Source organism: Anaplasma marginale str. Florida, assembly GCF_000215485.1.
GTDB classification, from domain to species: Bacteria; Pseudomonadota; Alphaproteobacteria; order Rickettsiales; family Anaplasmataceae; genus Anaplasma; species Anaplasma marginale.
Genome location: NZ_AFMS01000028.1, coordinates 1 through 13,828 on the forward strand (window position 1 = coordinate 1; position 13,828 = coordinate 13,828).

A 13,828-nucleotide genomic window follows, 5' to 3' on the forward strand; every position below is an offset into this window, starting at 1 on the left:
ATCACGCCCAACTACGACGTCTTCATCCATCTGGAAGGCAACTCTGAGCACGAATACCTAACCCTTTAGCGACGCAACTTGCTGTGTTTCAGCCTTACGTAGCTTATTACCTGCTTTACGCCTTTAACCCTTTTGCTAATCCCGATTACGGAGTTCAGCTCTTTCTGGCTCTGGGCTATACCCATCAGGTACACAACCCCTCCAACAGTGTTGATGCTGTAGTTTACAGACTTGATCCCCGCATGGGCCACCATACGAGCTTTTATCTGCGCACTGATGGCGCTATCTATAGCAACCTCTTTCAAGGTCACTTCGTCTTTGTCTACTGCAATTTCGTTGACGACCTCTTTAACCTCGCTCTGCTGCCACGCCACCCTTTCAGCCTTTAGCCTCTTATCGGGAGAATCAACAGTGCCCGTCAGCAACACCCTTCCTTCGCTAACACGGACGGTGATAGAGGAGAACATGCCCTGTTGAAACAGTTCCTTATTGATCTTGATCAATATCGCGGCATCATCGATAACATCGCCGACAGAACGCTCCTGTAGCGCCACCACAGCCCCAGTCACCACAGCAAGGCCGGCAACCATGAGACTACAGCCAGTCTGGGTACTTATCAAAAGCACCGCCAGTAGCAAGGCCCTGCACCTCATCCCACAATCTACTTTGAGTTAACGCATGATGGACGACTTATAAATAAATCGGAGCCGCATGTAAACATAAATCATACCCATGAGTGAGTAGGTATCGCTTATTAAGCGAAATATTAGCGCGACACAACCCCATCCATAGGCGCAAATTTGTATACCAACTGGGTTACAACTAATTAATGGTAAACCCGCGCAAATTTGTAGGGCACCGTGCTACATCAACAGAACCCCGGACAACCTGCGCGGGACATAAGCCTGGCCACCATGAGTGCCTACTAATTCCAGACATTGCTAACTCAATGCCACCAGATACTTGGTCCGTGGGCAAGACGAGGCCGCAAATTGCAGGGCGCCAACTTTTTCATAGCCTTCAGCTAGATTGTGGTAAAGAATATGCTCATCTTCCGGTAATACGGCACATATGAACATATACAGAACTCACGTATGTAATGAATTGGGTGTAGCCCATGTAGGAAACGAGGTAGCCCTCTCAGGATGGGTGTACAGAAAGCGCGACCATGGAGGGCTTTTATTTGTCGATCTCAGAGATTTTTATGGGATCACCCAGCTGATTTTCAATGAGTCTGAAAACCCAGAATTGTTTAATCGCATGGCCACTATAGGGCTCGAGAGCGTTATTACGGTCAGGGGCATTGTGGCAGAGAGGAGCGAGGATAATGTCAACGCATCAATAGAAACCGGGCACGTGGAAGTCAAGGTTAGCACCCTAACCGTGGTCTCAGAAGCGGCCCCCTTGCCATTACACGTACCAACAAGCTTTAGCTATCCGGAAGATATAAGGCTGCAGCACAGGTTTTTAGATCTGAGGTGCGACAAAGTAAAAAACAGCATACTGCTCAGATCAATGGTCGTATCAGAGCTGAGAAGAGCCATGGAAGCCCTGGGATTCATTGAGGTGCACACTCCCATTTTGACCTCATCTTCCCCGGAAGGCGCAAGAGATTATATAGTTCCAAGCAGGACCCATGCCGGTAAGTTTTATGCGCTGCCGCAGGCTCCTCAAATCTTCAAGCAACTGCTTATGGTGGGCGGGTTTGATAAATACTTCCAAATTGCACCCTGTTTCCGCGATGAAGATTCTAGAGCAGACAGATCACCCGGGGAGTTTTATCAGCTAGACATGGAAATGTCTTTCGTCACCCAGGAAGATGTCTTCGCGGCGATTGAGCCGGTGCTGTATGGCCTGTTCGCTAAATTTGCTGGTGCCGACAAGAAAGTTGACAGGCAATTTCCGAGAATTACTTACCGCGATTCTATGATACGTTACGGGTCAGACAAGCCAGACCTTAGAAATCCGTTAGTAATTTCCGATGTGACTGAAATCTTTCGCAATTCCGGATTCAGAACATTTCAAGCCGGGGTTGAAGCCGGTGAAGTGGTCAGGGCAATTCCTGCTCCCAACACTTCTGGGAAGCCGAGGAGTTTTTTTGATGACAAAATAGAACGAGCAAAGGAGTTCGGCGCACGCGGCCTCGGCTACGTAACATACGAAGCAGATGGAACCGCCAAGGGGCCCATAGCCAAGTTTCTGAGTGAAGACGAACTTGCACGCATAAGATCTGCAGCGGGAGTTGGAAATGGGGATAGCGTGTTTTTTATGTCAGACACGGCTGACAAAGCCGCAGATTTCGCGGGCAAGATTAGGGAATTGTTGGGGCTTGAACTGGGCTTGATTGAGCATGACACTTTCAAGTTCTGTTGGATAGTAGACTTCCCCTACTTTAAGTGCGAAGACGGGGAATTGGATTTCTGCCACAACCCATTTTCCATGCCACAAGGGGAAATGGAAGCACTCGAGCAGCAAAATCCACTCGACATAATCGCCTATCAATACGACATCGTATGTAACGGCATTGAAATATCGAGTGGGGCAATACGTAACCATAGGCTCGACGTAATGTACAAAGCATTTTCCATGGTTGGCTACGATGAACAGACTGTAAACTCCAAATTTGGGGCTTTGGTGCGCGCATTCAAGTTCGGAGCGCCCCCGCATGGAGGGCTAGCCCCCGGAATTGATAGGATAGTAATGTTGCTGGCCGACGCACCCAACATTAGAGAGGTGATATGTTTTCCGCTGAACCAAACCGGCGAAGATCTGCTCATGGGAGCACCGTCTGAGGTGAGCCCTGCACACTTACAGGAGCTCTCAATCGCCCTGAACATCAAGCGCAAATAGCCTAATGTGGGCTGCACGGCAGCCACCACCCTGGCATAGGCAATAGATGCGGGCAGTCCCTTTAGCAAAGCAATCTACGCTACATTATGAGGTTGTCACACAGTTCACAAAAACGTAAAGTACTGGCTCCGTTGGTTTAACCGAGTTTTAACTACGGCATTGTTGAATGTGTGTGAACAAAGGGAGTGTCTATGCGTCCTCCAGTAGCGGTAATTTTTGACTGGTGTAACACTTTGGTGACAGGTAGTGCACTAGACTACGAAACGGTGGATAAGGTTCTAAAGCACATGGGTCGCAGCGACATAGACCTTGCCTCCATAGATCCAAGTACGGTCGATAGGTACTTAGTGCACTCCTTAGGATCGAGATGGAAGGAGGCCTCAGCCTTATATATGGAGTTTGCCGAAAAATCCACGAGGGTCAGGAAACTTATTCCCAGCAGCAACGTGCTGGAATTGCTGGAGCTTTTGTACGACAATGGAATCAGTATGGGCATAGTGAGCAACAAAAACGGGCCGTCGCTTCGTGAGGAGGTGCGTGCCACAGGGTTGTCAAAGTATTTTTCTGCAATTATAGGTTCTGGTGACACCCCAGAAAACAAGCCTTCCCCCAAACCCGTAATCGCGGCACTTGAGATATTGGACGTTACTCCTAGCGAGCAGGTGTTTTTCGTGGGAGACAGCGTTTCAGATGTTGCGAGCGCGAGGAGTGCGAAGTGCTTGCCCATAGTGTACGGCGGCACCGAAGTTGAGGGCGTGTTGTCATTCAGGAATTTCATCGACCTTTGCGGATTTGTTAGGGGTCTGCTGAATTAGATATGAAAAAGCTTGAGCTTGCTAGCATACCGAGAAGGATCTTGGCTAATATCATCGACATGGCTCTGGTATCTTGCTCTGCACATCTGATACATTCTGTAACGCATGATCACGGCTACGCGCTGTTCCTGGTTTTTATGGTGGTAACATGTTGCTACCATACGTATCTGTATGCATCCCCACTAAAGGCATCTGTAGGGCAAAAAATCTTGGGAATTTTTACCGCGACGTGTGACGGCACTGTCGTGAAAACGGGCGTGATATTTAACAGAACGATATCGCAGTTTCTGTGCCCAACTGTAGCTCTTTTACTGTTACAATCATTAGATGTAGTTGACGCTGGACCGGCTATCTTGAGCGTGCTGTTTCTCTTTCAGGCCGCAGTGCTGCTGTTTTGGTCTTACTGGTATGCAATTGCCTTATTCTCTAAAAATCGACAGACATTACACGACACGCTCTACAACACTGTGGTACTGGTAAAGAGGCCTAAGGCTCCTAGAAAGCCCAAGTAGGATTCCGCTCTTTCGGCGGCCGCGCTCCGGCATGCACACAGGGAAGAACAAGAAACCAACGCTCGGCCAGGTTACGCTTGCGGCGCACGGTAGCACGCAAATTCTGTGCAGCCGGCAGAGCCCGTGCCCCACCTGCCCGATGGTGCGATGGTGGCGCGCGGAAAACATTGTACACATTCTGCGCAGCATTGGAGCTTGTGTAGTTGCGCTGCCGAATGTTAAGCCTTATTATCCTATGATGGGGGCGTATGGTGTCGCGTCCTTATCCCATCTTCTCGGAGTCTGGTAGGAGTGTATGAGTGAACTGTTGATTTACCACTTCAGCAAAAGCAAGTGCGATGGTGGCTCGCATTTGGCAAACTTGCTTGGTAACAAGGGGGCAGGTTTGGCTGAAATGTGCAGAATTGGCATCAACGTTCCTCCCGGTTTTACAATCCCAACATCAGTGTGTGGGCACTATCACAAACATGGAAAGCTCCCTGAAGGCCTGTTTCAACAATTACAAAAAGCTTTGCAACATTTGGGCAACGAAATATCGCTGGAATTTGGCAATCCCGATCGTCCACTGTTGGTGTCCGTTCGTTCAGGTAGTGTCCGGTCCATGCCCGGCATGATGGACACTATACTAAATGTGGGGATAAACGACGAAATTGTGGAAGGGTTGAAGCGGGCTTATTCGGAAAGGTTCGCGTATGACAGCTACAGAAGGCTGATACAGATGTACGCCACTACGGTAATGCAGCTGGACAACCACCTGTTTGAAGAAGGGTATGACAGAAAATGCCGAGAGCTGTCTCTGCTGCCGGGTGGACCAATCGCTGACGTTTCAGCGCTGTCAGAACTGGTCACGGAATTTAAGCACTTAGTGCTCAAACACGGGGGCGCGGAGTTCCCCCAGAACGTACATGAACAGCTATACAACGCTATCGGAGCGGTTTTTAGGTCCTGGATGAACAGTAGAGCAGTTGCCTACAGAAAGGTGTATGGGATTTCATCCGAAATTGGTACTGCAGTCAACGTGCAATCCATGGTATTTGGCAACGTTAGCCAAAACTCTGCAACCGGTGTGGTATTCACAAGAAACCCATCCACAGGCGCTAAGGAGATTTTTGGAGAGTTTCTCATAAACGCGCAGGGGGAGGATGTAGTATCTGGCAACAAGGATCCGGCCCCTATAAGCCTCATGGAGCGAGTGATGCCGCGCGTCTACGGGGAGCTAGTTGAGGTGTGCCACAAGTTAGAACAATCCTACAAAGACATGCAAGACGTCGAATTCACCGTACAAGACGGCAAGCTGTGGATTTTGCAGACAAGAGCAGGCAAGCGCAGCGCGCAGGCTGCAGTACACCTTGCTGTTGCTATGGTCAAGGAGGGGTTAATTTCAAGAGAGGAGGCCATAAACAGGATAGACCATACCACACTGAGCGGGTTATTACACCCAGTATTGGACGGTGGGTCTGACAACGCCGTGGTCTGCAGGGGGTTGCCTGCATCTCCGGGGGCGGCGTCCGGATGCGTTGCATTTACATCAAGTGATGCGGAGTCACTAAAAAAGCAGGGAAAAAACGTAATACTGGTACGGCAAGAAACCAGCCCGGAAGACATAGGCGGCATGAGCAGTTCTGCAGGAATACTAACGTTGAGAGGCGGGATGACGTCTCATGCTGCGGTTGTGGCCCGAGGCATGGGAAAGCCCTGCATTTGCGGAACTAGTGGCCTTTTTATCGATAAGAGCGGAGAGTTTTTTTACAATGGAGAAGGGTTAAAGGTCGCCCAAGGGGAGAACATTACCATAAACGGCAGTACCGGAGAGGTGATGTTAGGTACGGTCAAAACCGTGACACCGCAACTTCCTGAAAGCTTTAGCGAACTGATGAGTTGGGTAGATGAGGTCAGAACCATAGGGGTGATGGCAAATGCAGATACCCCAGAAGATATGAAAACTGCAAAACAATTCGGGGCCGACGGCGTTGGATTGTGCAGGACGGAGCACATGTTTTTCTCCGACGGGAGAATAGCAACCGTACAGGAAATGATAGTAGCAGGTGACAAGCAAGAACGGGACAATGCGCTGGCGAAAATAGAGATCATGCAAAAGAACGACTTTAAGGAGATGTTCGCATGTATGCAGGGCAAGCAAATCACCATAAGGTTGCTGGACCCTCCGTTACATGAATTTTTGCCCACCAGCCGCGAAGTGTTGGAAGACATTGCGAAAAGGATCGGCAAACCCCTGGAGCACGTACGCAACAGGGTGTCCGCATTGTCTGAGAAAAACCCAATGCTGGGTCACAGAGGTTGCAGGTTGGCAATTTCCTATCCGGAAATCTACGAAATGCAGGTACGGGCGATTTTTCAAGCTGTAGGGGAGCTGCGCGAGGAAGGGATAGCAGAAGTCGTGCCAGAAATTATGGTACCTTTTGTAATGGACGAGGGAGAAATAACCCGGGTGGGCGATCTGGTGCGGCGCGTTGCCGAGCAATTTAACAACGCACCATATAGTATCGGGGTTATGATTGAGCTCCCCAGGGCTGCACTACTTGCCGACAGGTTGGCAAAACACGTGCAGTTTTTCAGCTTCGGCACGAATGACCTAACACAAACAACGCTGGGCATGTCTCGGGATGACTCTTCAAAGTTCGTCGAACATTACACAAGCGCTGGCATACTGCGTTCTGACCCCTTTGAGCTCCTTGATGAACAGGGAGTGGGCAAGTTGATAGAGATTACCATGAAGCTTGCGCGAGAATCCGGCGCAAAAATTAAGACTGGAATGTGTGGGGAGCACGGCGGGACGCTGGAAGCCATGCAGCTGTGTGCCAAACTGGGCATCGATTACGTATCTTGCTCTCCCTATAAGGTGCCCGTGGCGAAGCTTCTAGCCGCTAAGTGCGCAATTGCTTGCAAGCAGCTGACATTGTCCAACGGGGCAGTCACCCAAAGCTCGTGAGTGTAATTTTATAGAGTAGATTACAAGCCAGCGACGCCAATCAAGCGTCAATGTTCCCCCACTTTTCGCCACACAGATATACCACATACACAACTGAATACACCTCGTGCGTGTTATCTCCAGCTGCACTCATCATCGTACATTTGTACATTTATAATGAGCGCCGATACGCAAAACTTCAGCACAAGGCAGCACTGCGCCGGTTGTGTACGGCACATCCCGCACTGCAAGTTTGCATACTAGACGGCAACATGGAACGGTGCAAGGCCTCCTCCATGGCAACTTACCTTCCATGAGTACAAAAGTAAAGTGTTTTACTTTCGGGTGTTTTGTTGCTATTAATTGTGGCCTACGTGCTGTGGGTGAGTGATGACTAAGCTTCTGTGCATGTGCAGTGTAGGTGCTTCGCTGCTTGGCGCGGTATCGTTGCCGTTTGCATCGGCGGTGCTGATCTTAGCATTTCGCAATGTACGCCGTGCTTATGAAGTTTTAACTCTGGTATCTTCGTGCGCGTTGGTACCAATCTTGTACCGTATATATGTGCTTTGCGCCGGCGGCCAGGGTGGCGCGGTTCTGCGTTATGAAATGACGTCATCACTGTGTATTGCTCTTCAACCGGAAGCCCTTGGCGTGGCATTTGCACTCATGGTCTCGTTACTGTGGCTTATAACCAACGTCTATACAATATGCTACATGAACAAAACGGAACTCAAAAACAAAAAACGCCACCCGGTCTTTTACTCCTGCTTTGCAGCCAGCGTCGGCTGCACTTTATGCGTGGCTTTTTCCGGTAACATAGTCACCCTATTTGTTGCATACGAAATTCTTACCGCATGCACTTATCCCTTAATCATACACGGGCTGAGTGCAAGCTCCATAGAGGGAGGCAAGTTCTACCTAAAAACATTACTATGCGCTTCCATGCTGTTTTTTCTTCCTGCAGTAATAATGATTTGCGGGCTGGGGGGTGCGGGATCATTCGGCACTGCAAGTTTCATATCTGAAACACACCCAGCCTTCTTACCAATTTTGCTCATCCTGCTGTGCTATGGAGTTGCCAAAGCTGCAATTGTACCAGTACACGTGTGGCTGCCCAGGGCTATGGTGGCCCCAACTCCGGTAAGCGCGCTACTGCACGCAGTGGCTGTGGTTAAGTCTGGAGTGTTTACAATTATAAAGATTGCAGTATACGTACTTGGCGTACGGGGAATGGGCGAATATTACGCCTCAGCAGGTGGAACCATATACAACTGCAATGTCCTGATGTACTTATCCGCCGCAACTATAATTGTAGGCTCGGTCATGGCGATGCAACAGAGCAATCTAAAAAAGTTGCTGGCGTACTCCACAGTTTCGCAGCTCTCCTACATAACGCTGGCAGTCTCTATGTATACCGACGGGGCAATTAGGGCAGCTGTTTTGCAGATGGTGTGCCACGCTTTCGCTAAGATTACATTATTCTTTGCCGCAGGTGCAATATACGCAGTCACGGGCAAGACTAGCGTCAAGGAAATGGACGGTATAGGGCGTGCGATGCCTCTTACAGCCGCAGCGTTTTGCATCGGGGCTTTGGCGATGGTTGGGGTGCCGCCAGCCTCAACCTTTTGGGGAAAGTTCTCAATTCTGTCAGAAGCAATGGGCAGTGGACATATTGTGGTAGTGCTCACAGTAGTGGCGAGCACCTTGCTCAACACCTTGTATTTTGTCCCGATAATATACAGGGCGTTCTTCATCAAGCCTTCGGCGAAAAGCGGCAGAAAGGAGGCCCCAGTGCCAATGCTCACAGCCATGATGGCCACGTCCGCGTGCACGATCGCGCTGTTTCTATACCCAAACATCGTTTTCGGGGTGTTAGATCGTATCGGGCTTGCAGTCACGTTCCCCAAATAACGGCATTCCTGTACCAGCTCCCAACTATGTGCAGCAATCAACGAAACCAAAGGTCAAACTGGCATCCACCGGGATGACTGCGGCCGAGACTCCCATGGGTATCGTTCGGCTGATGCTCAAAGCAGTGCAGATCTCATGCAGTAAATGGGCCGAGCCGGCCCAGAACGGCGTTGTCATAAGCCTTGATGACGCACCACTCAAGTGGGGCATGAAATCAAAGGGACTCAAACTGGCATCCACCGGGATGATGGCGGACCAAGAACTCCCAGCACCTATAAGTTAAGTCTCGATGCAGTTGTTCGTGCCAAAACGCAAATCGGCTTGATTGTGTTGGGAATTTTATGTATTGACTGCGTTGCATGATTGAACTAGCTTTCTTTAGTTGGGTTTATCGGTAAGTTGGGCGTGGGTTTCAGGTTCAATAGAGTTGCCACTGCCATCTTGTTGGCGTCCTTCGTGATATTATTGGTGAGCAACGTAGTTGATCTGCTCTATAACCCCGACGAAGACCCGCCCAGAGGGTACAGCGTAGATGTTGGCAGTAAGCAGCCTGCCGCTACGGACGCGGGAGCGGGTGATGCCCAGCAAGAGGTAGATTTAGCATCTCTGATGTCAAACGCCAGCCCGGATAGGGGGAAGAGCGTATCCAAAAAGTGCGTCGCGTGCCACACCTTTGACAAAGGCGGCCCCAACAGAGTAGGCCCCAACCTGTGGGGCATTATAGGTGCAAAAAAGTGCAACACCCCCGGGTTCACATACTCTAAGGCGTTGTCTAGCATGCAGGGCGACTGGAGTGAGGAAGAGTTATTTAAATTCCTCAAAAGCCCACAGAGCTATGCCAGCGGAACTCGTATGTCCTTCGTGGGCCTTTCAAAACCCCAAGATATCGCAGATCTGCTTGCGTATATGAAGCAGCTTAAGCAGCAGGAAGGCGAATAGTAGGCCCGGCACGTTCGCAGACGTCAAAACTTCCGAACAGGAGGCGGCACATTCTTCAAAAGGAGATTGTATTTTTCGGATTGTGAAGCATTACCGATTCTCATACAATGCTCACAGGCAATCGTGTGTTGGGGCTGTTGTGGGCGAGGAAAAGCGGCTCGAGTTGGGCAATTCTAGTTACATATCATACATGCAGACCACGGTTCAAAGCCCCGTGTCTGTTGTGTTTTTCGGGGGTTTTATGTCCGATATGCGCGGCACAAAAGCGCAGCATTTGTTCGAGTACTGCAAATCCCACGGAGTGCACTGCACAGTTTTTGACTACTTTGGTCATGGTAGTTCGAGCGGCGAGTTTCAAGAATGCACAATAAGCGACTGGTACGCTAGCTGCGTGAGCGTGGTTGAATCCCTGACGAGCGCGCCTTTGGTTATAGTGGGCTCCAGCATGGGAGGGTGGCTCATGCTGCTAACTGCTCTATCTCACGGCAGAAGAGTACGGGGGCTTGTTGGCATGGCGCCTGCACCAGATTTTACGGAATCGTTGGATTTGAGCGAGTCGCAGCGCGCAGAGATGATGCGCACAGGCAAGACCATAAAAAATACGGATAACTGCAGTTATGTGATTACCAAAAAACTTATAGATGACGGCAAAGCCCATCTGCTTATGAACAAGCGTGAGATCGCGGTGGAGCACCCTATGGTGCTCATACACGGTATGGATGACACAGTCGTGCCTTATCAAGTTTCTCTAGAAATAGCAGGTAAAGTAAAATCTGGGGATGTGCGCGTGCACCTGAGTAAAAGCGGGACCCATCGTCTCACAGATGAGCACTCGCTCGGTCTGATGCTCAAAGCCGTGCATGATCTCATGTAGAAGGAGCTCTGCCCCAATCAGGACGAAGTCCTTGCAGGGAGAACAGCAGCAACAGACTAATACACTTGCGGGGCGTACTGCCGAGGTCCAAGCAGGGCTGGAAGCTGCGGGTATTAAATTAGACGATGCACACACCACCCCTGAAGCCAAGGGCGTGGACAGCATTGACCAAAAGGAACTCGAGCAGGCAGCTGAAGGTCTTGCTACTGCTGTAAATGAGGCTTCTGTAGATGGGAAAATACAATCCCTCAATCAGCAGGAGAGCCAGATTGCACAGGTGCGATGGCAGAAGACGACAAGCAACAACAACAGAATCAAAGCAATGTAGTACAAGCCATCTCGGCCGTATTCCAGCGCAAGAGTGCAGAGCTGCAGCGGCTGAATGACTTCATAAAAGGCGCTGATGGTACACTCAAGAACGTCCATCCCCACATGAAGTCACTGGAAGCGCTTTCTAAGCAACTATCAGAAAAGATTGCAGCTGAGGCAGCAGCGAAGGCAGATGCTAAATACGAGAGCGTGGGACTACGTGCTAAAGCAGCTGCGGATTACCTTCACAGTAACGTAGAACAAGCAACTAAAGACCTCATGGCTTCAGAGTTTGCCATGATGACATTTGGTGGCATCATGACGTGTGCACTACTGTATATCATGAGCTTGGGTGTGCTGGGAGCACAGCAGAGTGGCGGCCGCGGGGCAGGAAACCCCCGTACTGGGATGCACAAAGTTTGAAGTTTTGCTGGTTTTTGAGGAGTGGCTGCGTTGTGTTGTTATCTACCACGCGCGCTTTGTGGCTGTTGTATCGCGGGTTGCTGCCGTGCCGTGCGCTGCTCCAACTTTGAAGCGGCATCCACCGCATTTGCAAATTCCCTTACGGCGCTTTCCAACGTGGGCCTCTGCCCCACCCGCTCACTGGCACTCTGCTGCTGTCTGGAATTAGCGGTAGCAGACATGTCGCTTATGTCTACGGCAACGCCTGGTTGCTGCCCGCTGAATCTAACACCCGCAACTTCCAGCTCTGCTTGGACCTCGGCAGTACGCTCCGCAAATGTATTATCGGTTTTTACAAGCTGGTCAGTTGTTTTTGCAAGCGGGTCAGCAGTTTTTGCACGCCGGTCAGTTTTTGTAAGCGGGTCAGCAGCTTTCGCGAGTGGATCCTTTGCAAGCAGATCAGCTTTCTCCTGCTTCACGCCCGCCTCAACAGTCTTGCTGGTATCATCAGTACGGAGCTGGGCTTTGACATTATCTACGGCACTTGCGACTTGATCGGCTAGGGGCTGCTCCGCGTGTTTATTGAAAAATTTTGATACTACTCTTGTGACAACATGCTGCATTAGTTTCTGCATGCGTTGAAAGAAGCCAGGCGCAGGCGGTGACACCTCTTTCGTTTCGGCCATCCCCGTCGCTGCGCGTGCCCCTTTGCTAACTTTCGCGCGCTCGTAGAAGTCAGGCGTAAGCGATGACGCCACCCCCATTTCGCCCATTTTCGCGAACGCACTTTCCGTTTCGCCAACCCCCGTCAATTTGCGCAATTCCGCGTCTGCGCGCCGCACTTCTTCACGCACTTTTGCACGCCGCACGTTTTCGCGTACCTGTACCCTTCCCGCGATAGCCGTCTCTCGCTCCACAATGGCCTTCCTGGCTTCATCATTAACTGTAACTCCGTGGCGCTCTAGAGAACGTATAGATGCTTCAATGCTTTGCTGAGTGATTTTATTTCTGAACTGCGCATCCCGTTGTTCGCGTTGCTTCGCCCTTTCTTTATTACTCCGAAGCACCGCCTCGCGCGTTGCGTCCATCGCCTTCTCCATATCTTTGAGGAAGCCGTCCACCATCTTTCTTTGCTCTTGTTTACTCCACCCCCCGGTCGGGATCGGTGGCTGTTCAGGCGCATCAGGCTTCCCAACTATCGGCGCGCTAGGATCGAATGTATCTACATCAAGCCCCGCTTTTATGTGCGCAACAAGCTTCCTCCCGGCACTCTCAAGCGCCCAAGGAGTTTCCGCTTCGGGGTTAGGAAACAGCCGCGCTAGGGTGCGCGGATATTCGTCCGCACCTGGCAGACCTATTATACTCTTCGGAGTGGGGAAAAAGAACTCGGCTCTATTCGGGTCCCGAGTTGCGGGATCATCCCACCGCGTCTGATCACGCAGTTGCAGTTTAGCAACTCTTTTATCGTGGCTCAAATTAACTTGTCGCGCAAACTCACGAGACGCAGCGGCATCCGGGTTAAGTGCAGCCATATTCACACATGCCCAGAGCATGGTATTCTCCGTCTCGGTAAACTCCCTGCCATTCTCTCGGGCCTTCTGCTGCAATTCTCTTTTGTATGACATTATTGCGTCACTGGTGAGGCCCAAACGTTCCTCCCCAGCGTTGTAACGTTCCAAATAGTTGCGTATGCGCCCTTCTGCGAGGCGCACAACGCTGTCACTAAAGATTTTAGCCTCCTCTTCCGATGCTTTCCGCAACGCTGCTTCTGTGCCAACACGAGGTTCTTGTACGGGCTCCTGTACGGAGACGGAAGGCTGCCGGGAAGAGAGAGCACCAATCTTCTCGAGTTCAGCTTCAACTTCACTATAGTCTGCACCAGAGCTGATTAGGTTTCTGATTAGGGTTGCTTTATCTACCCCTTCTTAGACTTAGCTGCAACTTCGCCATGGGCTACGTCCAGGGCTCAGGTTTGCCCGGTCTGAAGCAATAACAGAAGAATCTGGCTGTTGCCTCTGACTTCTCTGCGCTGGAGAAGCAGGCGTTTCTTTGCCCTATAAGATCTGCACTCAGCGCCCCCTTATCCTTCACAGATGGACTCGGTGGGACCACACCTCCGGACGACATTCCTGAACCTCATAATAATTAAAGGGGAAGACGAAAATCCCCACCCCCTCGGGCTCCGGTACTAAGCTGCAGCCCCGCCGGTACGGCTTTTCACCCAAGTGAAAGAAGAGGAAGGAGAGACATTACCCCCGCATAACGCTCCCTTGGCATCGTAGTTTAT

The 13,828-nt window shown here is 50.7% G+C and carries 10 protein-coding genes and 1 pseudogene; 9 read left to right on the forward strand and 2 right to left on the reverse strand.

All coding sequences use genetic code 11. The features are described 5' to 3' along the window. Window positions 1-65: 65 nt before the first annotated feature. Window positions 66-653, reverse strand: coding sequence for a BON domain-containing protein (locus GAC_RS00875; RefSeq protein WP_010262938.1), 588 nt, complete (start codon window positions 651-653; stop codon window positions 66-68). A 418-nt stretch (window positions 654-1,071) separates the two neighbouring features. Here GAC_RS00875 and aspS point away from each other — a divergent pair, with 418 nt between their 5' ends. From aspS to msp1b, 9 genes are all read left to right on the forward strand, one after another. Then, window positions 1,072-2,850, forward strand: a complete 1,779-nt coding sequence (gene aspS, locus GAC_RS00880; RefSeq protein WP_010267131.1) for an aspartate--tRNA ligase — start codon at window positions 1,072-1,074, stop codon at window positions 2,848-2,850. 191 nt (window positions 2,851-3,041) lie between these two features. Further along, a complete protein-coding gene (locus GAC_RS00885) occupies window positions 3,042-3,665 on the forward strand; it encodes an HAD family hydrolase (RefSeq protein WP_010262937.1) in 624 nt (207 codons plus the stop codon). Between the two features lie 2 nt (window positions 3,666-3,667). Beyond that, on the forward strand, window positions 3,668-4,177 hold the full coding sequence (locus GAC_RS00890; RefSeq protein WP_010262934.1) for an RDD family protein: 510 nt from the start codon (window positions 3,668-3,670) through the stop codon (window positions 4,175-4,177). 295 nt (window positions 4,178-4,472) lie between these two features. Next, complete coding sequence (gene ppdK, locus GAC_RS00895; protein ID WP_010267129.1) at window positions 4,473-7,127, forward strand: pyruvate, phosphate dikinase; 2,655 nt, start codon at window positions 4,473-4,475, stop codon at window positions 7,125-7,127. Between the two features lie 369 nt (window positions 7,128-7,496). After that, window positions 7,497-9,017, forward strand: coding sequence for a proton-conducting transporter transmembrane domain-containing protein (locus GAC_RS00900; protein ID WP_037349006.1), 1,521 nt, complete (start codon window positions 7,497-7,499; stop codon window positions 9,015-9,017). A 399-nt stretch (window positions 9,018-9,416) separates the two neighbouring features. Next, the gene (locus GAC_RS00910) at window positions 9,417-9,956 is read left to right on the forward strand and encodes a c-type cytochrome (protein WP_011114159.1); all 540 of its coding nucleotides are present in this window, start codon (window positions 9,417-9,419) and stop codon (window positions 9,954-9,956) included. An 82-nt stretch (window positions 9,957-10,038) separates the two neighbouring features. Beyond that, window positions 10,039-10,830: an alpha/beta hydrolase gene (locus GAC_RS00915; protein WP_012658835.1), complete on the forward strand. Its 792-nt coding sequence runs from the start codon at window positions 10,039-10,041 to the stop codon at window positions 10,828-10,830. Continuing rightward, window positions 10,817-11,158 carry a DUF1194 domain-containing protein gene (locus tag GAC_RS00920; protein WP_010267117.1) on the forward strand — a complete coding sequence of 114 codons (342 nt, stop codon included), beginning with the start codon at window positions 10,817-10,819 and terminating at the stop codon, window positions 11,156-11,158. The genes GAC_RS00915 and GAC_RS00920 overlap by 14 nt, the downstream gene beginning before the upstream one ends. Beyond that, window positions 11,113-11,562 (forward strand): adhesin MSP1 subunit beta, encoded by a 450-nt coding sequence (msp1b, locus tag GAC_RS00925; protein WP_010267114.1) that lies wholly within the window; start codon window positions 11,113-11,115, stop codon window positions 11,560-11,562. The genes GAC_RS00920 and msp1b overlap by 46 nt, the downstream gene beginning before the upstream one ends. 38 nt (window positions 11,563-11,600) lie before the next feature. Here the strand turns inward: msp1b and GAC_RS00930 are convergent. Next, window positions 11,601-13,629 (reverse strand): annotated as a pseudogene (locus GAC_RS00930) (AM185 family type 4 secretion system effector protein); the annotation flags it as partial. Between the last annotated feature and the right edge of the window lie 199 nt (window positions 13,630-13,828).

Coding starts and splice junctions, on each gene's coding strand:
- GAC_RS00875 (WP_010262938.1), bottom strand. CDS start 653: ATGAGGTGCAGGGCCTTGCTACTGGCGGTGCTTTTGATAAGTACCCAG.
- aspS (WP_010267131.1), top strand. CDS start 1,072: ATGAACATATACAGAACTCACGTATGTAATGAATTGGGTGTAGCCCAT.
- GAC_RS00885 (WP_010262937.1), top strand. CDS start 3,042: ATGCGTCCTCCAGTAGCGGTAATTTTTGACTGGTGTAACACTTTGGTG.
- GAC_RS00890 (WP_010262934.1), top strand. CDS start 3,668: ATGAAAAAGCTTGAGCTTGCTAGCATACCGAGAAGGATCTTGGCTAAT.
- ppdK (WP_010267129.1), top strand. CDS start 4,473: ATGAGTGAACTGTTGATTTACCACTTCAGCAAAAGCAAGTGCGATGGT.
- GAC_RS00900 (WP_037349006.1), top strand. CDS start 7,497: ATGACTAAGCTTCTGTGCATGTGCAGTGTAGGTGCTTCGCTGCTTGGC.
- GAC_RS00920 (WP_010267117.1), top strand. CDS start 10,817: ATGATCTCATGTAGAAGGAGCTCTGCCCCAATCAGGACGAAGTCCTTG.
- msp1b (WP_010267114.1), top strand. CDS start 11,113: ATGGCAGAAGACGACAAGCAACAACAACAGAATCAAAGCAATGTAGTA.